Consider the following 20,373-nt stretch of genomic DNA (forward strand, 5'->3'; position numbering starts at 1 on the left):
GGGAGGTCGAGCATGCGTGCTCTCGTCGCCGCCGCCATCGGGCTGGCCGCCGCCCTCGCCCTCGTCCTGACCGTCACGGCCGCCGGCGCCCCACCGGGGGAGACCTCGCCCAAGCCGCTGCTGACCACCGTTCCCGGGCCGAAGAAGTAGTGGGGGCCGCACCGTGCGCCGTAAAGCCAGCCTGATCCTGCTCGCCTTCGCGGTCTTCTTCGCCGCCATGTCACCGTTGCTGCGCTGGTACGCGTTCCCGCGGCTCGCCAAGATCCCGCCCAGCCAGTACCAGGAGGCCGTGTTGGAGGCGAAGCCCGCGACCCTTCTCGACTACGGCACCATGAAGGCCGAAGAGGTCGAGAAGCTCACCATCGTGCAAACCCTCAAGGGCAACGTCGAGGAGTCCGAGAAGATCGAGCGCAGCGCGGGACGCGACGTCGTCGTCTGGGACGCCCTGTCGTACGTCGAGGGGCCCGACGGCAAAATGGTCTCGGCTCTCCCCGAGCGCTACATCTTCGACGCCCACAGCCAGGCACCGGTGCACGCCACCGGCGAGATGGTCGACGGTGACGCGGTCAGGCGCGAGGGCATCGAGTTCAAGTGGCCCTTCCTCACCGAGAAGCGCGACTACGAGTACTTCGACGCGCAGACCCGCACCGCCGCCCCGATCCATTACAAGGGGACCCAGGACTTCCGCGGGCTCGAGGTCTACTACTTCGAGCAGACCATCCCCTGGACCAAGGTCAAGTACCCGAAGAAGCTGCCCATGCCGGGCGTCGACGCGTCCAAGCTGGAGGAGCAGACGGGCACCACCCGCTGGTACACCACGAAGCGGATGTTCTGGGTCGAGCCCGTGACCGGCGCCCCGGTCAACGGTGAGGAGGTCCACAAGGAGGAGCTGCGCGGCGGGACCCTGCTGGGAGGCCGCGACAAGGTCACCGCCTTCTCCGGACATGTGAAGATGCGCGCCGACTACATCGACTCCACCGTCGACCTCGTCAAGTCCAACCGCCTCATGGTCCTGCTGCTCACGGCCTACCTCCCCTGGGGCTTCCTGGTGCCGGCCGTCGCCCTGCTGGCCCTCGCCCTGTTCCTGGAGGCCCGCAGCCGAAGGCCTGGCGACCCCGCGCGGGCGGGCACCGCGTCCCCGGCGCCCGAACCGGTCGGCAGCACCTGAGGCAGGTGAACCCCTGTCCGGATCACCGACTTTCCTGCTCAGCCCCGGCTGAGCCGCGCCTTCGTGTACCGCGTCGGCACGGCCCCCGCCGGGTCCTCCGGCCACGGGTGCTTCGGGTAGCGGCCGCGCAGATCCGCACGCACCGCGCGGTATCCGTCGCGCCAGAAGGACGCCAGATCGGCCGTGACGGCGGCCGGGTGCCCCGCGGGGGAGAGCAGGTGCACCAGCACCGGCACACCCGCCACCCGCGGCGTCTCGGGGAGCCCGAACATCTCCTGGAGCTTCACCGCGAGTACGGGCTGCTCCCCGCCGTACTCGACCCTCACCCGCGATCCGCTGGGCACCTCGATGCGCTCCGGCGCCAGCTCGTCCAGCCGGGCGGCCTCGCCCGACGCCCAGGGCAGCAGTCGGTTCAGCCCCTGGGCCGCACTGATCCGCCCCAGGTCGGACCGGCGCCGGGCGCGGGACAGCTCCGGCTCCAGCCATGCGTCGATACGGGCCGGGTCCGCCAGCGCGGCGTCCGACACATCGGGCCAGGGCGCGCCCCTGACCCGGTGCAGGAACGCCAGCCGGTCCCGCAGGGCCTGCGCGTCGCGCGACCACCGCAGCAGGCCCAGACCCTCCCGCCGCAGCCCGTCGAGCAGTGCGTTCCGTACGAGCGCCTTGTCCGGAGTCTTCAGCGGTCGTACGGCCAACTCGACCGCCCCGAGCCGCTCCACGTGCCGGGCCACGATGTCCCCGCCCTCCCAGCGGACCTCCTCGCCGCGGGCGAGAAGGTGTTCGGCGGCCATCCGCGCGGTGTCCTCGTCGATGACCGCGGCGAGCCGCACGCGCGCGGAGGGAGCGTGAACGGGACGGTCGGCGACGGCGATCGCCAGCCAGGGCGCACTGCGCAGCCGTGATCCGTCACCGAGCTCGGCCCCGGTGCCCGAGGCCATCAGGAAGGCCCCCTCGCCGCGGGCCCTGGCCACCCGTTCGGGAAACGCGAACGCGGCCACGAGCCCGGCGACGGCGTCATCGCTCGCGGAGGTGGACGCGGAGGTGGCTCCGGGCGCGGACGAGGCTCCGGTGGGGCCGCTCGCGGTGGTGCCCGCGCGGGACCCCGCGCCGCCCGCCGTTGCCAGACGCTTCGCCTCCTGGCGCCAGCGCGCCCCGTACGCGTCATTGCCCCGTTTGGCCGCTCGCCAGGCCGCCGCCAGGTCGTCCCCGTACTCCCTCGGAGGCTCCTCGCTGAGCAGCGCGACCACCTCCGCCGCCCGGCGTGCACCGACCTCCCGCGCGCCGTCGACGAGCGCCCGCGCGAGCCGGGGGTGCAGACCGAGGCGGGCCATCCGTACGCCGCGCTCCGTCGCACGGCCCGCGCCGTCCACCGCGCCGATGGCGGCCAGTACCTCGCGCGCCGCGGCCATCGCGCCGCCCGGCGGTCGGTCGAGCAGGGCCAGGCCGCTCGCTTCCGGATCGCCCCAGCAGGCCACTTGAAGGGCGAACGCCGTCAGGTCCGCGACCTTGATCTCGGGGGCGGGGTAGCTCGCAAGCCGCCCGTTCTCCGCCTCGGACCAACAGCGGTAGACCGCGCCCGGCGCCTCACGCCCGGCCCGCCCCGCGCGCTGCCTGGACGCCGCCAGGGAGGCCCGCACGGTCGCCAGGGCGCTCAGCCCCCGCGCATGGTCGGTACGGGGCTCACGGGCCAGCCCGGAGTCCACGACGATCCGCACTCCGGGGACCGTCAGGCTCGACTCGGCCACCGACGTCGCGAGCACCACCCGGCGCGCACCGGCGCCCGACCCCGCGAGCACCGCGTCCTGCACCGCGGCCGGCGCGCGCCCGTGCACCTGGAGCACCTCGACGTCCAGACCGCCCAGCTGTCCGGCCACCCGTGCGATTTCACCGACGCCCGGGAGGAAGCACAGCACGTCGCCGGCCCGTTCGGTGAGGGCCCTGCGCACCACGGACGCCACGTGCGTCAGCATCACCGGGTCGACCCGCATGCCGTGCGGCGGCCGTACCGGCCGCGCGGGCGGCGCCCACACGGTCTCGACGGGGTACGAGATCCCGCGCGCCTCCACCACGGGCGCGTCGTCGAGCAGCCGGGCCCAGCCTGCCGCGTCGGTGGTCGCGGACGCCGCGACGAGCCGCAGCTCGGGCCGCAGAGCCGCCCGTACGTCCAGCAGGAAGGCCGCGACGGTGTCCGCGTCGAGATGCCGCTCGTGGCACTCGTCGAGGACGACCACGTCGACCCCGGCCAACTCCTGGTCGCGCTGAAGGCGTTGCAGCAGGACACCGGTGGTCACGACCTCCACCACCGTCTCGCGCCCCACCACGCGCTCCCCGCGCACGGTGAACCCCACGCGCTCCCCGACGCTCTCGTCAAGGAGCCAGGCCATGCGCCTGGCTGCGGCGCGTGCGGCGATACGGCGGGGCTCCGCGACGACGACCCTGCGCACCGGGCGGCCCTCGTCGAGCAGCCCGGCCAGAACCAGCGGCACGAGCGTCGTCTTGCCCGTGCCGGGCGGGGCGCACAGGACGGCGGTGCCGTGCTCTTCCAGGGCGCGTTGCAGGTCGGGCAGAGCGGTGCGTACGGGGAGCTGGGCGAGGGCGTCGGTGCGAATCACGCCCCCAGTGTCGTGCCTGGGCGGTGCGGGGGGCGGGTGCGGGCCGGCCTGCGGCGCTGTTCCCCTACCCGCCCCTCCCCGAAGCCGGGGCAAGCCCCGGACCTCCGGACGCTCTGCGGGCGTGTCCTCAATCGCCGGACGGGCTGAGAGTTTTCCGGATGCTGCGCATCTTCAGCCCGTCCGGCGGTTGACGACCGGGGTCCGGGGCAGAGCCCCGGTTGTGGGGAGGGGCGGGTAGGGGACAAGGCCCCGCGCAGCGCCACGCCCCGAGCCTCCAGCCCCCTTTACGACCTCGGGGGCAATAGCGCGCGGGCTCCCGGCGTCATGCGACTCCGCCTCCGGCGTTGTCGTCGGTCGACGACGCTCCGCGTCGCCTCCCTCCTCCGCCTTGGACGCGAAGCCGCATGACGCCGCTCGCTGATCCACGCTCCATTGCCCCCGAGGTCGTTAGTCCCGTACACAGACGAAGATCGCCGTGCCCGGGATCAAGTTGCCGCGCAGGGGGGACCAGCCGCCCCACTCCTGCGTATTCCACGCCGGCCACTGCGGCTCGACCAGGTCGACCAGGGTGAAGCCGCCCGCCACCACGTCCCGGACCCGGTCGCCGACCGTCCTGTGGTGCTCGACATAGACCGCGCGGCCCTCGTCGTTCTGCTCGACGTACGGCGTCCGGTCGAAATAGGACGCGGAGACGGAGAGGCCCTCGGGGCCGGGCTCGTCCGGGAAGGCCCAGCGGACCGGGTGCGTGACGGAGAAGACCCAGCGGCCGCCGGGCCGCAGGACCCGTCGCACCTCGCGGAAGACCTCCACCGGGTCGGCGACGAAGGGCACCGCCCCATAGGCGGAGCACGCGAGATCGAAGGAGCCGTCCTGGAAGGGCAGCTTCACGGCGTCGGCCTGCACGAGCGGGATGTCGCCGCCGATCCGCAGCGCGTGCTGGAGCTGCCGGTGGGACAGGTCCAGCGCCACCGGGCGGGCCCCCTGCGCCGCGAGCCAGCGCGAGCACTGGGCCGCGCCCGCGCCGATCTCCAGGACGTCGAGCCCCTTGAGGGAATCCAGCGGCCCCAGCAGGCCGGCCTCCGTCTCGTCCAGCCCCTCGGGGCACCAGACGAAGCGGTCGTCGCCCAGGAAGGTGCCGTGCTCGATCTGGTAGTCGTCCGCGTTCCGGTCCCACCAGCCCCGGCTGGCCCGGCTGCTCTCGGCCTCGTCGGCGTCGCGCCGGGTGGCCTCGCTCTCGTCGGCGTCGTCCGCCGCGAAGGAGTCGAGAGCCTCGTAAGTGTCGTCCTCGTGGATCATTGCGCCCGTCTGTCTCGTCTGCGTAGGGTCGCTCGGACCTGGGGCTGCCGGGTGCGGTGCGGCCCATCTGGCCTGTGGAAGCCCCGTGAAAGCCCAGGTGTGCCGGGTATGAGGCGTTCCGCCCCGGGTGTGCGCCTTCGCGCATTGACCCTGCTCGGCTGCCCCCGTATGCTACAAGTTGCGCTGCGAGCCTGCGCACCTCAGACAGAGCAGGCTGCGCTTGCATCGGTTGTATGCCCCCTCGGTTGTCGAGGCGCTTCCGTTCCACACGGAATGTGCGCCTCCTAGGCTGCCCGGCTGCAGCTGATGTCGATACGGGCTCCCGGCGTAGCAGTACCTACGACTTACTGTCCGTACCGGAGCCCTTACCCACATGACGAGCAGCACCGAGACCACCGCCACCACTCCGCAGGTTGCGGTCAACGACATCGGTGACGAGGAAGCATTCCTCGCCGCGATCGACGAGACGATCAAGTACTTCAACGACGGCGACATCGTCGACGGCGTCATCGTGAAGGTGGACCGGGACGAGGTTCTCCTCGACATCGGTTACAAGACCGAAGGCGTCATTCCGTCCCGCGAGCTTTCCATCAAGCACGACGTCGACCCCAACGAGGTCGTCGCCGTGGGCGATGAGATCGAGGCTCTTGTTCTCCAGAAGGAGGACAAGGAAGGCCGTCTCATCCTGTCCAAGAAGCGCGCACAGTACGAGCGCGCCTGGGGCACGATCGAGAAGATCAAGGAAGAGGACGGAATCGTCACCGGCACCGTCATCGAGGTGGTCAAGGGTGGTCTCATCCTCGACATCGGCCTCCGTGGCTTCCTGCCGGCTTCCCTCGTCGAGATGCGCCGTGTCCGCGACCTCCAGCCCTACGTGGGCAAGGAGCTCGAAGCCAAGATCATCGAGCTGGACAAGAACCGCAACAATGTGGTCCTGTCCCGCCGTGCCTGGCTCGAGCAGACCCAGAGCGAGGTCCGTCAGACCTTCCTCACGACCCTGCAGAAGGGCCAGGTCCGCTCCGGCGTCGTTTCCTCGATCGTCAACTTCGGTGCGTTCGTGGACCTCGGTGGCGTCGACGGTCTCGTGCACGTCTCCGAGCTTTCCTGGAAGCACATCGACCACCCCTCCGAGGTTGTCGAGGTCGGCCAGGAAGTCACCGTCGAGGTTCTCGACGTCGACATGGACCGCGAGCGCGTCTCGCTGTCGCTCAAGGCGACGCAGGAAGACCCGTGGCAGCAGTTCGCCCGTACGCACCAGATCGGGCAGGTTGTTCCCGGTAAGGTCACGAAGCTCGTTCCGTTCGGCGCGTTCGTTCGCGTCGACGAGGGCATCGAGGGTCTGGTCCACATCTCCGAGCTGGCCGAGCGCCACGTGGAGATCCCGGAGCAGGTCGTCCAGGTCAACGACGAGATCTTCGTCAAGGTCATCGACATCGACCTCGAGCGTCGCCGCATCAGCCTCTCGCTGAAGCAGGCCAACGAGGCCTTCGGTGGCGACCCGGCGTCGGTCGAGTTCGACCCGACCCTGTACGGCATGGCCGCGTCGTACGACGACCAGGGGAACTACATCTACCCCGAGGGCTTCGACCCCGAGACCAACGACTGGCTCGAGGGCTTCGAGTCCCAGCGTGAGGTGTGGGAGACCCAGTACGCCGAGGCGCAGACGCGCTTCGAGCAGCACCAGGCTCAGGTCATCAAGTCCCGCGAGGCCGACGAGGCCGCTGCCGCCGAGGGCGCTGCCGCCCCCGCCGGTGGCACCCCGGCAGCCTCCAGCGGTGCTGGTGGCGGCAGCAGCAGTGCCGGTTCGTACTCCTCGGAGTCGGCGGACAACTCCGGCGCCCTGGCGTCGGACGAGGCCCTGGCGGCGCTCCGCGAGAAGCTGGCCGGCGGCCAGAGCTGAATCGCTGAGCAGCGCGTCGGCGTAAAGCCGAGTAGCTGACAAGTAAGGCCCGCTCTCCAGGAGAGCGGGCCTTACTTCGTTTTCCGTCACTCCTGCCCCGGTGTTCGGCAGGTGACCGGCGTGTTCAGGGAATGCCCGCCTCGCACAGCACGTTCTCCAGTAGGAACACGAGGAGGAGCGGTAATCGTGCTTGAACCGCAGGATCTGTACGCATGGGAGCCGAAGGGCCTGGCCGTCGTCGACATGGCGCTGGCCCAGGAATCGGCCGGACTGGTCATGCTCTACCACTTCGACGGCTACATCGATGCGGGTGAGACCGGCGAGCAGATCGTCGAGAAGCTGCTGGACACACTGCCCAACCAGGTGGTGGCCCGCTTCGATCACGACAGGCTGGTGGACTATCGAGCCCGCCGCCCTCTCCTGACCTTCCGGCGCGACAAATGGGCGGAGTACGAGACCCCGGCGATCGACGTCCGCCTGGTGCAAGACGCGACAGGTGCGCCTTTTCTGCTGCTCTCCGGCCCCGAGCCGGACGTGGAGTGGGAGCGGTTCTCGCTCGCCGTGCGCCAGGTCGTCGAGCGCCTCGGTGTGCGCCTCTCGGTGAACTTTCACGGCATCCCGATGGGCGTCCCGCACACCCGCCCGGTCGGCATCACCCCGCACGGCAACCGCACCGACCTCATGCCTGGGCACCGCAGCCCCTTTGACGAGGCGCAGGTGCCCGGCAGCGCGGAGTCGCTCGTGGAGTACCGCCTGTCGGAGGCCGGACACGACGTGCTCGGTGTCGCGGCGCACGTGCCGCACTACGTCTCGCGTTCGTCGTACCCCGACGCCGCGTTGACCACCCTGGAGGCGATCACGGCGGCGACCGGGCTCGTGCTGCCCGGGGTCGCGCACTCGCTGCGCACGGAGGCCCGCCTGACGCAGGACGAGATCTCCCGGCAGATCGGCGAGGGAGACGAGGAGCTCATCTCGCTCGTGCAGGGGCTTGAGCACCAGTACGACGCGGTGGCGGGCGCGGAGACGCGGGGCAATCTGGTGGCGGAGGCGGTCGATCTGCCGTCGGCGGACGAGATCGGCCTTGAATTCGAGCGCTTTCTCGCCGAGCGGGAGGGCGAGGGCTAGGCATGGCCCGGCCCCCGGACGGGCTGGATGCCGCCGCCACTTGCGGCAGTGTCCAGCCCGTCGGGCGTTCCAGGACCGGGGCCAGGATGCCGGGACCAAGGCCGGGTCCGGGACGGAGCCCCAGTGGTGGGAAGGGGCGGGGAGCGTAAAGCCCCGCAGGTTCCCCTTAACGACCTCACCCGCGATTGACAGTGGGAGAAGGAGCGACGTCTGGGGCTTTCGAATCCAAGGCGGAGGAGGGAGTGATGGCGGAGCCATCGCGACTGACGACAACGCCGGAGGCGGAGGTCCCAGGCGCCGCGACGCCGCTGCCAATCGTGGGTGAGGTCGTAAGCTTTCGCGCATGCTGAAAGTGGGCCTGACCGGCGGTATCGGTGCCGGCAAGAGCGAAGTGTCGCGCATGCTCGTCTCGTACGGGGCGGTGCTGATCGACGCCGACAAGATCGCCCGGGAGGTCGTCGAGCCGGGAACCCCCGGACTCGCGGCCGTAGTAGAGGCCTTCGGCCAGGACATCCTCGCCGCCGACGGGAGACTGGACCGCCCGAAGCTCGGCTCGATCGTCTTCGCCGACCCTGCCCGTCTGGCGACGCTGAACATGATCGTTCACCCCCTGGTCGGTGCCCGCTCGGCGGAGCTGGAGGACGGCGCGGACACGGACGCCGTCGTCATCCACGACGTACCGCTGCTCACGGAGAACGCACTGGCCCCCCTGTACGACCTGGTGGTCGTCGTGGACGCGTCCACGACGACCCAGTTGGAGCGGCTCGTGCGGATGCGCGGCATGACCGAGGGCGAGGCCCGCAGCCGGATGGCCGCGCAGGCGAGCCGCGAGCAGCGCCTGGAGATCGCCGACCTGGTCATCGACAACGACGGGCCGCTGGAGGCGCTCGAGCCACAGGTCCGCAAGGTCTGGGCCGAGCTGACCGGGCGCGCCGGGCGGATCGACGCCACGGGGAGCTAGATCGGGTCGCGGCCGGCCGGCCGGCCGAAAGCCCAGGTACGTCCAGTACGAGGACTTCCGGCCGGCGCGCCGAGAGCACGCACCGGACGCCGCTCCTTGACGGGCAAACGTTGCCTGCCGCGGCACTGGATCGGGTCGCGGGCGGCCCACGGAATACGGCATGCCGTGCCGACCGTTGAAAGTGTGAGGCGAGGGGAAGGATGTCAGCGTGTCCGAACGCAGCCCGGAAACCCACATCATCGACTACCGCGCGGCGGAGCAGTTGCTCGCGGCGCGCGATCCGCGGGGCGCCGTCAAGCTCCTCGACTCCGTGATAGCGGTCCACCCGGAAAACACGGCAGCCCGCCTTCTGCGTGCCCGCTCCTTTTTCGCGGCAGCCCAACTCCGGCTGGCCGAGCTTGAGTTCCAGCTCGTCCTGGAGCGTGAACCGGACAACGCCTTCGCCCACTTCGCCCTGGCGCGGACGTACGAGCGGGTGGCCCGCCCGGATCAGGCCAAGCGCCACTTCCGGCTGGCCGCCGCGCTCGACCCGAAGCCGGAGTACCTGGCGGCGGCGCGGTTCGACTCCGACGCGCAATGACAGGGCCGACTCGACAACACCTCCGACGCGCAATCAACCGTGTGCAGGCTCGCGTGATGACTCGCGTGATGACTCACGACCTGGTGTGAACGAGCGGCCGCTCGCGGTGAGCGCCCGCGCGGTGTTCCGCGCCGGTGCCCACCACGTCGACAGCCGCGGTCGAGGGCCTGATCAGTCGTTGATCAGTCGTCGATACGGTCCATGACCTTGCCGAGGTCCACGAACTTGAAGTCCGTCGACTCCCGGCCGCCGTCACCGTCCGCCGATGTGTTGTGGCCGTCCTGTACGACGAGGAGGCCGCGCGGGTACTTGCTGCCGAGCGGAGCGTTCAGCACCGCCGCGCCGTCGCACTCCTCCGACCCGTCGAGGGTCTTGGACGCCGCGGTGACGCGGAAGCCGCCCTCGTGCTCATTGTTGTCCTTGAGCTCACGGTCGTACAGGGCGAACGTGTTGTCGCCCTGGCTCGACGAGAGAAGGTATCCGTCACCGTCGGACTCGGTCAGCAGCGTCAGCCCCTCGACGTCGGACGAGATCCGGGACCCGCCGAAGCCGGGATCGGCCCCGGGAGTGCACTCCTCGGTCTCCTCGTCGTAGAGGCCCGGAACGCCGTACTCACGGACCTTGTCGACGAGTTGCGGTGCGCTCGTGAGGTCGGCGCGCAGCCGCCAGATGCCCACGTCCTCCTGGCCCGCGTACAGCATGCCGTTGGCAGGGTCGACAACCATGCCCTCGATCTGGGGGAGTTCACCCGGCTCGGCGCAGGGGGACCAGGTGGCGCCGTTCGGCAGCCGGAAGGCGGACGGCAGGTCGAGCGTGCGGACCTTGCGGTAGCCGACCTTGCCGCCCGCGCCGGCGGTGAGCTCCAGCAGGGCGATGCCGGTGCGCTCACGCCGGCTGACCAACGCGTAGGTGCGCCCGGACTTGCGGTCGGTCCAGGTGGCCAGACCGTACGCCGTCCGCTGGTCGTTGACCTCGCCCTGGCTGCCGGAGAAGACCGGCGAGGCGGCCGGGTCGGTGATGTCGGTGAGCGGGCCGCCGGGGCGGTCGCGGTCGATGCGGTAGAACCGCAGCCGGTCGTTGCCGCGGTCACTGGTCACGGCGACATCGGCGCGCCCCGAGGGCAGGCGGAGGCCCGCCACGAGGTCGACGTTGTTGAACCGCCCCGGAGCGTCGCCCGCAACACCCGTCGAGGGGGCCGGAATCGCCTGCACCTGGCGCGCGTCCAGGTCGTACACCCGCAGGCCCGCCTCCTTGGCGGTGGCGATGACCAGGCTGCGGTCGGGATTGCTCGTATTGCGCCAGATCGCCGGGTCGTCCGCGTCGGCGTTGCCCCCGGCCTCGTCGTCGTGGAGCGCTGGGGTCTCGGCCCGGGGAGTGACGGCGGGCAGCGGATCGGCCGCGGGCCCGCGCGCCTCGGCCGGCGCGGCAAGGGCGAGCGTCGCCAGCGCGGTGCTCAGGGCGAGAGCGGTCGAGCGGAGCGTTCGGTGTCGGGGCACGGAGAGCCTCTCGATGTCGGGAGCATGGCAAGTGCAGCGTGAGCATCGAATGGTCGTCTGGCCTGCGGGACATGAACAGGGAGCATCAAGGTGTGCGGGACGTGAACAGGCCGCCCCGCCGTGGGGTGGTCGGCCGACCGAACGAGCCGGCGATCAGGAAAAGGCCGCTCGGGCCGATGAGTTCTGTGGGTCCGCCGGGTCTGTATCTGTGAAAAGCGCGCACCGCACTGTTTCACAGAGGGAGACCACGATGTCCGAGGCCGCAGTTACCACTGCCCCTGCTTCCGCCCCTGCTTCCGCCCCTGCTTCAGCTTCCACTTCAGCTTCTACGGTCGCCTCCACCTCCACCGTCACTTCTGCTGGCGCGTCGGCACCGGCCGGGACGGGCCGCCGGTTGAACATCGCCGTACGTGTGCTCCAGTTCGTACTCGCCCTGTTCTTCGCCGTCCCCAGCGCGCTGCCCAAGCTGATCGCGCACCCCTCGGCCGCCGAGAGCTTCGACAGGATCGGCTTCGGCGACTGGTTCATGTACCTGATGGGAGGGCTGGAACTGGCCGGTGCGATCGCCCTGGTGATACCGATTCTGTCCGGAGTCTCGGCGCTTGCCCTGAGTGGGCTGATGGTCGGGGCGTTCATCACGCAGATCACGGCCTTCGACGGGCAGAACGCGGCGACGCCGCTGATCGTGATGGCGCTGCTCCTCGTCATCGCCTGGGTCCGCCGCCACCACAACGCGGACCTCATCGCGCTGGTAAGCCATCGCGCGTAGCCGCCCGCCCGTTGCGTTCATGGCCCCGCGCGCGCTGCCGGAACCACTGCCCGGCGCGGCGCGCGGGGCCATGAGCCGTTCCGAAGTGAGCTCTCGCCCCCGTGCCCTCCCGAGTCCGCCCCGCCTAACCCCGCCCGGCCGCGCGGCTGGAGCGCCGTGCCGCTGCCCCTACCTGTGCCGCATCGCGAAGACCGGCTGTCAGACCCCGCCCGTACACTCGCACGTGTACAGGGACACAAGCACACGAGTGGGGCGGGGGAGTCGACGTGGACAGCGCGCAGCAGCCATCGGGGGCCCCGCGCGCGCCCGCTTTCCTCGCTTCGGCCCGGCGTGCTGCCGCCGTCTTCCTGCCCGCCGAGCTGCCGCGTGACGGCAAGGTCGCCTTCTGGGACCCGGAGGGCGACGCGCTGCCCGGCGCGACCGCCGAGATCACGGTCGTCCGCCGCCACGGCACCACCGTCCGCCGCCGTGCCGTTCCCGCCGTGCTCATGTCCCTCACCGAAGCGCTGCCGCTGCTGGCCCGCGCCCGGCAGGACCCGGCGGCCCACCCCGCCGCCCGCTGCTGGGGCGCCGCCTCGCTGCACGCGCTGCACCTGACCGCGCGGGCCCGGCTGTTGCCCGGTCTGACCGTGGGCGACCACGACGCCTGGCGGGCCGGGCCACTCGATGCCGACGACATCGCGCAGGTGCGGGCCATCGCGGCGGCCATGCCCGCCGAGGCGCACGCGGTGCCGCTCCCCGGCCGTGCGCCGCTCCAGCTCCCCGAGCCCGAGGCGCTGGTGAAGGCGTTCCTCGACGCGGTCGCGGACACGCTGCCCCGGACCCCTTCGGCGGCGTTCGCGGTGGGCGCGCCCTTCGCGGCGCGCGCCGCCCAGCATCTGCCGGGCCTGCGGGAGTGGGCGGCGGAGGTCGCGTCCGGGATGGACGCGGGGGTGCGCGTATCGCTGCGTCTGGACCTGTCCCAGTTCGAGCTCTTCGACGGGGGTGCGGACGACGCGGACACGGCAGCCGGTCATGATGCGGCCGGTCAGGACTCGAGTGGGTTCGACGCGGACAGAGAGGTCGCCGATGCCGCCGTGAAGCGCCGCGCCGGCACCGCCCTGGTCCAGGTGCACAGCCTGGCCGACCCCACCCATGTCATCGACGCCGCCGCGCTGTGGGCGGGCGGGGGAAGCGACGGCTTCGGCCCGCGGTCCAGGATCGACGCGGTGCTGGCGCTGCGCCGGGCGGCGCGTGTCTGGCCGCCGCTCGGGCGGCTCCTGGAGCGCTCCGTTCCCGACGTACTGCCTCTGTCGGAGGACGAGCTGTACGAGCTGCTCGGTCCGGCGGCGGCCAGGCTCGCCGAGGCGGGCGTATCCGTCCACTGGCCCAGGGAGCTGGCCCGTACGCTCACGGCGACCGCGGTGGTGCGCGCCGCCCCCGGCTCGGCGACCGACGGCACGTCCTTCTTCGACGCGCAGGAGCTGTTCGCCTTCAGCTGGCAGTTGGCGCTCGGTGGCGAGGAGCTCAGCGAGTCCGACATGGACACGCTCGCCGAGGCGCACCGCCCGATCGTGCGGCTTCGCGACCAGTGGGTGGTGGTCGACCCGGCGCTCGTACGCAAGGCGCGCAAGCGGGAGTTGGGCCTGCTGGCCCCGGTCGACGCGCTCGTCGTGGCTCTCACCGGCAGTGCGGAGGTGGACGGCGAGCAGGTCGACGCGATCCCCGTCGGCACCCTGGCCGCAGTCCGTAACCGCCTGATCGCCGAAGCCGGTGACCCGGCGGCCGGCGCCCTGCCGATCGCCCAGCCCGTCGGCCTCCACGCCACCTTGCGCGACTACCAGCTGCACGGTCTCGCCTGGCTGGACCAGATGACCTCGCTCGGCCTGGGCGGCTGTCTCGCCGACGACATGGGCCTGGGCAAGACGATCACGGTCATCGCGCTGCATCTGCGCCGTGCCCGCCCCGAGCCCACCCTCGTGGTCTGCCCCGCCTCCCTCCTGGGCAACTGGCAGCGCGAGATCACCCGCTTCGCGCCCGGCGTCCCGGTCCGCCGCTTCCACGGCACGACGCGCACCCTCGACGACCTCGACCCTCTCGACGGCGGCTTCGTCCTCACGACGTACGGGACGATGCGTACGAGCGCACCCGAGCTCGCCACTCAGGCCTGGGGGATGGTCGTCGCCGACGAGGCGCAGCACGTCAAGAACCCGTACTCGTCCACTGCCAAGGCACTGCGCACCATCCCCGCCCCCGCCCGTATCGCCCTGACGGGCACCCCTGTGGAGAACAACCTCTCCGAGCTGTGGGCCCTCCTCGACTGGACCACCCCGGGGCTGCTCGGCCCGCTCAAGTCCTTCCGCGCCCGGCACGCGCGTCTGGTCGAGAGCGGCGAGGACCAGGATGCCTCCGAGCGTCTTGCCCGCCTGGTCCGCCCGTTCCTCCTGCGCCGCAAGAAGTCCGACCCGGGCATCGTGCCCGAGCTGCCGCCGAAGACGGAGACCGACCACGCCGTCTCGCTCACCCGCGAGCAGGCCTCGCTCTATGAAGCGGCCGTCCGTGAATCCATGGCGGTCATCGAGGCATCGGAAGGCATCGCGCGCCGCGGCCTCGTCATGAAACTCCTGTCCTCCCTCAAACAGATCTGCAACCACCCGGCGCAGTATCTGAAGGAGGACACCAGGCGCCTCGCCGACCGCTCCGGGAAGCTCGAACTGCTCGACGAGCTCCTCGACACGATCCTGTCGGAGGGCGGCTCCGTCCTGATCTTCACCCAGTACGTGACGATGGCCCGCATCCTCGCCGACCACCTGGCGGCCCGAGCCGTCGGCGCCCAACTCCTGCACGGTGGAACGCCCATCGCGCAGCGCGAGGAAATGGTGGACCGCTTCCAGTCGGCCGAGGTTCCCGTCTTCCTGCTCTCGCTCAAAGCAGCGGGCACCGGCCTGAACCTCACCAGGGCCGCCCATGTCATCCACTACGACCGCTGGTGGAACCCGGCCGTGGAGGATCAGGCCACCGACCGTGCCTATCGCATCGGCCAGACCCAGCCGGTGCAGGTGCACCGCTTGATCGCGGAAGGCACGGTGGAGGACCGCATCGCCGAACTGATCGCCTCCAAGCGGGCGTTGGCGGACGCGGTTCTCGGCGGCAGCGGAGAGGCCGCCCTCACCGAGCTCACCGACCGCGAGCTGGCGGACCTGGTCTCCCTGCGGAGGCCCGCATGAGCACGGGAGCGGCCTCAAGCGTCGGTGGAAGGGGAAGCGGGAGTGGAAGGGGAAAGGGAAGCGGGCGTGGGAGTGGGAGCATGAGCGTCAGCTGGTGGGGCGGTGCCTGGATCGAGGCCCTCGAAGCGCTCTCCCTGGACCCGGCCCGCCTGGCCCGCGGCCGCAGTTACGCCAGCGAGGGCAACGTGGGCGCGATCAGTGTCGCGCCGGGTCGGATCATCACCTACGTACGCGGCAGCAGACCCCGCCCGTACCGTACGGAGATTCGCCTCCGCGCACTGTCCGACGACGACTGGGACCGCTTCCTGACCACGGCGGCGGCCGACCCAGGCCACATGGCGGCGCTCCTCGACAAGGACATGCCGCACTCCCTGGTGGAGTCGGCGGCCGAGGCAGGCGTGGACCTGCTGCCCGTCCCGGGAGATCTGGCCCCGTCCTGCTCCTGCCCGGACCACGGCCACCCCTGCAAGCACGCCGCCGCCCTCTGCTACGAGACCGCCCGCCTCCTGGACAGCGACCCGTTCGTCCTGTTGCTGATGCGCGGCCGGGCCGAGCGCGACCTCCTCGACGACCTCGCCCGCCGCAACGCGGCCCACTCGGCCCGCGAAAAGCCCGCACCGCCGCCCTTCCCCGGAGTCCCGGCTGCCACCGCCCTGACCCCGCGCACGCTCCCGGCGCTCCCGGGTCCGCTGCCGGTGCCCGTGCACCCCGGCCACGCCTCGGCGGCGTACCCCGGTTCGCGGGGCGCCCCGGACCCGCTCGCCCTGGACCTCCTGGTGACGGACGCCGCGGCCCGCGCCCACACCCTGCTCACCACGGGTGAGGACCCCATTGCCCCGCTCAGCCCGTGGCAGGACGCGGTCCGGCTGGCCGCCGCTCAGCCCGGCTCGGGCCTCACCGCCGCCACCCGCAGCCTGTACGCCGCCCTCGCGTCCGCGACCGGCCGCACCCCCACCGACCTGGCCCGCGCGGTAGCGGCCTGGCAGCAGGGAGGCCGCCAGGGTCTGGCGGTCCTGGAAGTGCCCTGGGACCCCCCGGCGGGCCCTTTCGACCGGGCCGGGCCTGCCCTGGCCGCCGCGCGCCTCCCCCGCCTGCGCCCCCACCGCAACCGCCTCAGCGACGCGGAGCGAGGCATCCAGCTCCGGCTCGGCCACGACGACCGCTGGTACCCGTACGAATCGGACCCGGGCACGGACGACTGGTGGCCGACGGGCATTCCGGACGCGGACCCGGTGGGCGCGCTCAGCGCACTGTTGGACGACTGAGGGACGGCGTACGAGCAGAGGCGTACGAGACGTAGGAGACGTACGCGATGCAAGAGACTTAGGGGGAAGTGCGGGGGACCGGGACCTGGCCTGAGGTCAGGCCGAGACGCCGACCGTGGCAGTGCCTCGGCTGCGCTGAGTCGTTCGCTTCTCCCCCTGTGCTTGTGCTTGTGCCACCACCTGTGTGACCACGCTCGAGTAGAAACGGTCGACAGCGGAATCCACACTGCGGATGAACCCCGACTCCGCGTTGCCCCGCGTGCTGCCGATCCCCTTGGAGAGCGACAGGCGGAAGCCGGTGATCTGGCTGCTGTCCTTCGGCAGGAGATCGCCGGGTTCGGGTCGCAGCTTCTCCAGCGTGCTGCGTGGCCCGGTCCCGTCGCCCTCGACGAGTGTCTGGACGTGCAGATCCGCCGGCGCTTCACCCAACTGCTTCACCAGCCGTTTAACCCAGGTGAGGGGGTATCCCAGCTCCGGAGCGGGGATCTCGATGGAGGTCCGGAGCCTGCTCAACCGGAGGTCGGCCGTGATCAACAGAATGCCCGGTGCCCCCTCGATCCGGACCTCCGCGTGCAGCAGCCCGTCCTCGCAGAGACGGTCCGCGAGTGCGATCCGGCGCGAGCGGGGGTCCGTGCCGCGCCTGGCGCGCTGGACGGGAACGACCTTCTCACCGATCTCACCACCGAGCCGCAGGCACACCTGCCGAATCAGCCGCTCCCAGCTCTCCACGACGAGAACAGTGCGGGCGTCCCCGGTGCACAGGGTCTCCTCGTCGATCCCCCTGCGTACGGGGACCCACGCCGGGCCCATGTTCTGGAAGCCGTGGCACCCGGAGTTGTCGTGCTGGAGGTAGTGGAGGAGCTCGCGCAGGAGCCAGGCCTGCGACTCGTGGCGGACGCCTTCGTGGTTGATCAACATCTGGGCCTGGTGGGTGACTTCGGCCCAGGACAGGTGCCAGAGGGCGACCTTGTGCTTGCGGCGGCCGTCGATCCTGACATCGACCAGTGGGCTGCCCTCCAGAGCCACATCGTTGGAGAGCGTGATGACGGCTTCGTATCCGCGCCGGGCCGCTATGTCCATGTAGGCCTGGATCTGCTCGGCCTTGAGAGGGTTGCCGTTGGTCTTGGTTTCCACCAGGGCGGTCCACAGTTTGCCCGCACGTTCGACCCGGATGACGCCGTCCGGGCGCCTCGGGGAGTCCCCGTTCGGCAGGGAGACCTCGGTGAAGGTTTCCATGCGGCCGGCGGGTGCGCCGAAACCGGCGGTGAGGCGATGCCCGAACTTGGGGACCTGGGCCATGATGGACAGCAGGATGGAGGTCGCCCGCACCTCGCGTTCGTGGTCGCTCTTCAGTGAGGACGCGGGGAACAGCCGTGCGCTGTGCCAGGAGTCGTTCTCGGCGAGCGAGGGCTTAGCGACTTTGGGCGGGACGATCCTCTTCTTCGCGGTGCGCAGACGCTTCGCGGGGGCCGGGGCCGGAACCGGCTCCGGTACGGACCGAGCTACGGGTTGGGCCGGGACGGTGGCCGACGGCACCACGCCTGCCGGGGCGCCGACGATCGGCCCAGCATGTGCGGGTTCCGAACGGGTTGGTTCCATACGGGTGGCTTCCGCGCGCACGGGTTCCGCACGCACCGCTTCCGCCGTCGAAGCGGTCTCAGCACCCGACTGCACCGCGGTTTCGGTGCCTTGAGCCTCGGTGTCCTGCGCTTCGGCGTCCTGAGTCTGGGTGTCCTGATCGTCGTCCTCGTCGATCTCGATGCCGTAGTCGGTCGCCAGCCCCGCGAGCCCGGTTTCGTACCCCTGCCCCACGGCGCGAAACTTCCACGCGTCGTTGCGCCGGTACACCTCACCGAACACGAAAGCGCTCTCCACGCTCGCATCCATGATGGAGAAGCCGAGGACACCCTCACCGCTGCCGTCGGTGAGTACGAGCCGGATGTTCTCCAACTCGCCGAATGCCGCTCGCTGATGGCGGCTCGCGGCGATGACGACACGGTCGATATCGGCGGGCAGGACGGAGAGATCGAGTCTGATCCGGTCCTCAGTGCCGTTCTCCGTGGGCGTGAGCCCCAGGAGTTGCACGCTGCCGTCCGACGCGGCGGGATTGTTGTAGAAGAAGAAGTCTTCGTTGTGGCGAACTTTGCCGTTCCCGCCGAGCAGCAGCACAGAGACATCGGCATCACCTTCGCCACTCGGGCTGCTCCAGCTCAGACTGATGATGACGGAGTCGGCGTTGTCGCTGAGTGTGCCGACGCCGACGTTGGAACCCTTGACCATTTCGTGCACGGAAGACCCCCCACAGGCCGGAGCGCAAGGCTGGACGGCAGGCCGTGTGCCCTCCCTCGAACGATGAGATGAGGCTCCCCCTCAGGAGCGTGAGGTGGAGCCTATCCAGGCACGGAAGGCCATTCCGCCCGTATCGGTAAATGGCACTCGGGGGGTATCTGGTGAGGCTGTTGGGTTGCGGCTGCGCAAGCCCGGCGGCGGGCAGCGGAAAGAAGACGGCGGCGGGTCGCGGGAAAGGGAAAACCCGCCGCGACAAGGGGAGGGGGACCGGACTTGGCCGGCCCCTTGTCGCGACGGGTGCCCGTGGGGGGTGCTCGCAGGGTCTTTCATCAGGCGGTCAGGCGGTCAGACGGTCGGGCCGTTAGGTCGTGTGTAACCTCAGGCGCTGTGTACCTCAGGCCGTGTGCAGTCTCAGGCCGTACCGGCCGAGGATCTCGTTGATCGGCTGGTGCCAGGTCTCGCCGCCGCTGCTGCAGTTGCCCCAGCCGCCGGAGGTCACCCCCTGTGCCTGGTCCCCGCTGATGAAGGAGCCGCCCGAGTCGCCACCCTGGGCGCAGACGCTGGTCTTGGTCATCTGATGGACGGCGCCCTGGCTGTAGTTGACGGTCTCGTTCTTGGCCAGGACCCTGCCGCAGTGCCAGTGCGTCGTGGAGCCGGACCGGCAGACCGAGGCGCCGATGGGGGCCTCGGCGGAGCCGCGGACCAGTTGGTCGGGGACCGCGCCCCAGCCGAGGACCACCGGGACGGTCCACCAGCCGCTGCCGACGCTCACCCAGGCGTAGTCGTTGCCCGGGAAGGACGAGCCCTGGAAGTTGCCGATGGCCGAGTTGTCCCACCCGCGCACGGAGGCCCCCGCCGACCCGCAGTGTCCGGCCGTGACGAAGCCGCCGTGCACGGAGAAGCCGATGGAGCAACGGACGTTCCCCGTGTAGTACGGGTCACCGCCCACGGTCCCGGCGGCGAAGGTGGTCGGGGCCTGGGAGGTCTTCTCGACCTTCACAGGTCCGGCCTTTCGGGCCCGCTCGACGAACTTCTGGACACCGTTGTCGTCCTGCGCCGAGGCGACGATGTTCAGCACGACCCGACCGGCCTTGGGGTCCACATGCCAACTGCTCACCCCGGCCGGCGCGGAGAGCGAGTCGATCCGCTTCTTGACGGCGTCGAGCTCCTTCGCGCTGTGTGTGACGAGTCGGACGGCGGCGCCTGTAGCCCGTACGTCGTCGGCCCTTTCCGCGCTGTTGACGGCGACGGTCAGCCTTCCGCTGTCCGCGTCGAACCAGGATCCGCCGTACGACGCTCCCGCGGCGCGCCGCGCGTCGCCTTCAAGAGCGGTTGCCGTCTTCTCCGCCTTCAGCGTTGCCTTGGCCTGGCTCTGCGTCAGACCCAAGTCCTTCTGCATGGCGGTGAGTAGACCGGTGGAAGCCTGGGGGGTGGCGGTCGGTTCCGGTACTGCGGCAGTGGCCGGGACGAGCCCGGCGGTTGCCCAGGTACCGAGGAGGAGGATCACGGACAGACCGGTGCGTATGGCTGTGGTGCGTCTCAAGGCATTGGCCCTTCTGTCGTTCCAGCAGCGTGGGGCGGAACAGCAGGCGGATGAGAGCGATCAGGCGGATGAGAGCGCTCTCATTTTCCACCCGGGCCGGAGCGTAGCCGAGTGAGCCGAGCAGGTCCATGCCAATGACGGCAGGCCCCATGGTGGAGGCTGA

General features: G+C 70.8%; 14 protein-coding genes. 9 read left to right on the top strand and 5 right to left on the bottom strand.

Annotated features, from left to right (window positions below):
• The first annotated feature begins 12 nt into the window (after window positions 1-12).
• Window positions 13-150, top strand: a complete 138-nt coding sequence (locus QMK30_RS08610) for an SPW_0924 family protein (RefSeq protein ID WP_283516598.1) — start codon at window positions 13-15, stop codon at window positions 148-150.
• A gap of 13 nt (window positions 151-163) precedes the next feature.
• Entirely contained in the window at window positions 164-1,168 is a 1,005-nt protein-coding gene (pgfA, locus tag QMK30_RS08615; RefSeq protein ID WP_283516599.1) for a cell envelope lipid trafficking protein PgfA, read from the top strand.
• 38 nt (window positions 1,169-1,206) lie between these two features.
• Here the strand turns inward: pgfA and hrpB are convergent, their stop codons facing one another.
• Both hrpB and QMK30_RS08625 read right to left on the bottom strand, forming a co-directional pair.
• The gene (gene hrpB / locus QMK30_RS08620) at window positions 1,207-3,780 is read right to left on the bottom strand and encodes an ATP-dependent helicase HrpB (RefSeq protein ID WP_283516600.1); all 2,574 of its coding nucleotides are present in this window, start codon (window positions 3,778-3,780) and stop codon (window positions 1,207-1,209) included.
• A 447-nt stretch (window positions 3,781-4,227) separates the two neighbouring features.
• The gene (locus QMK30_RS08625) at window positions 4,228-5,076 is read right to left on the bottom strand and encodes a class I SAM-dependent methyltransferase (RefSeq protein ID WP_283516601.1); all 849 of its coding nucleotides are present in this window, start codon (window positions 5,074-5,076) and stop codon (window positions 4,228-4,230) included.
• A 373-nt stretch (window positions 5,077-5,449) separates the two neighbouring features.
• On the opposite strand from QMK30_RS08625, the gene rpsA reads away from it, so the two are divergent.
• The 4 genes from rpsA to QMK30_RS08645 all read left to right on the top strand — a co-directional run bounded on the left by rpsA (window position 5,450) and on the right by QMK30_RS08645 (window position 9,642).
• Window positions 5,450-6,976: a 30S ribosomal protein S1 gene (gene rpsA, locus QMK30_RS08630; protein WP_283516602.1), complete on the top strand. Its 1,527-nt coding sequence runs from the start codon at window positions 5,450-5,452 to the stop codon at window positions 6,974-6,976.
• 186 nt (window positions 6,977-7,162) lie between these two features.
• Window positions 7,163-8,101 (top strand): PAC2 family protein, encoded by a 939-nt coding sequence (locus QMK30_RS08635; protein ID WP_283516603.1) that lies wholly within the window; start codon window positions 7,163-7,165, stop codon window positions 8,099-8,101.
• Between the two features lie 343 nt (window positions 8,102-8,444).
• Entirely contained in the window at window positions 8,445-9,062 is a 618-nt protein-coding gene (gene coaE / locus QMK30_RS08640; protein ID WP_283516604.1) for a dephospho-CoA kinase, read from the top strand.
• A 208-nt stretch (window positions 9,063-9,270) separates the two neighbouring features.
• Window positions 9,271-9,642: a tetratricopeptide repeat protein gene (locus tag QMK30_RS08645; RefSeq protein ID WP_283516605.1), complete on the top strand. Its 372-nt coding sequence runs from the start codon at window positions 9,271-9,273 to the stop codon at window positions 9,640-9,642.
• A 182-nt stretch (window positions 9,643-9,824) separates the two neighbouring features.
• Here QMK30_RS08645 and QMK30_RS08650 read toward each other — a convergent pair whose 3' ends face one another.
• Window positions 9,825-11,138 carry a phytase gene (locus QMK30_RS08650; protein ID WP_283516606.1) on the bottom strand — a complete coding sequence of 438 codons (1,314 nt, stop codon included), beginning with the start codon at window positions 11,136-11,138 and terminating at the stop codon, window positions 9,825-9,827.
• Window positions 11,139-11,532: 394 nt separating this feature from the next.
• Here QMK30_RS08650 and QMK30_RS08655 point away from each other — a divergent pair, with 394 nt between their 5' ends.
• From QMK30_RS08655 to QMK30_RS08665, 3 genes are all read left to right on the top strand, one after another.
• On the top strand, window positions 11,533-11,907 hold the full coding sequence (locus QMK30_RS08655; protein WP_349362054.1) for a DoxX family protein: 375 nt from the start codon (window positions 11,533-11,535) through the stop codon (window positions 11,905-11,907).
• A gap of 266 nt (window positions 11,908-12,173) precedes the next feature.
• A complete protein-coding gene (locus QMK30_RS08660) occupies window positions 12,174-15,113 on the top strand; it encodes an SCO1167/SCO6262 family helicase (RefSeq protein ID WP_502963095.1) in 2,940 nt (979 codons plus the stop codon).
• Window positions 15,114-15,193: 80 nt separating this feature from the next.
• The gene (locus tag QMK30_RS08665) at window positions 15,194-16,378 is read left to right on the top strand and encodes an SWIM zinc finger family protein (protein WP_283516608.1); all 1,185 of its coding nucleotides are present in this window, start codon (window positions 15,194-15,196) and stop codon (window positions 16,376-16,378) included.
• A 96-nt stretch (window positions 16,379-16,474) separates the two neighbouring features.
• On the opposite strand, the gene QMK30_RS08670 is transcribed toward QMK30_RS08665, so the two are convergent.
• The gene (locus QMK30_RS08670; RefSeq protein ID WP_283516789.1) at window positions 16,475-18,658 is read right to left on the bottom strand and encodes a TerD family protein; all 2,184 of its coding nucleotides are present in this window, start codon (window positions 18,656-18,658) and stop codon (window positions 16,475-16,477) included.
• A 403-nt stretch (window positions 18,659-19,061) separates the two neighbouring features.
• The gene (locus QMK30_RS08675; protein ID WP_283516609.1) at window positions 19,062-20,210 is read right to left on the bottom strand and encodes a S1 family peptidase; all 1,149 of its coding nucleotides are present in this window, start codon (window positions 20,208-20,210) and stop codon (window positions 19,062-19,064) included.
• Window positions 20,211-20,373 lie beyond the last annotated feature (163 nt).

The organism is Streptomyces sp. H27-C3, from assembly GCF_030063415.1.
Classification (GTDB): Bacteria; Actinomycetota; Actinomycetes; order Streptomycetales; family Streptomycetaceae; genus Streptomyces.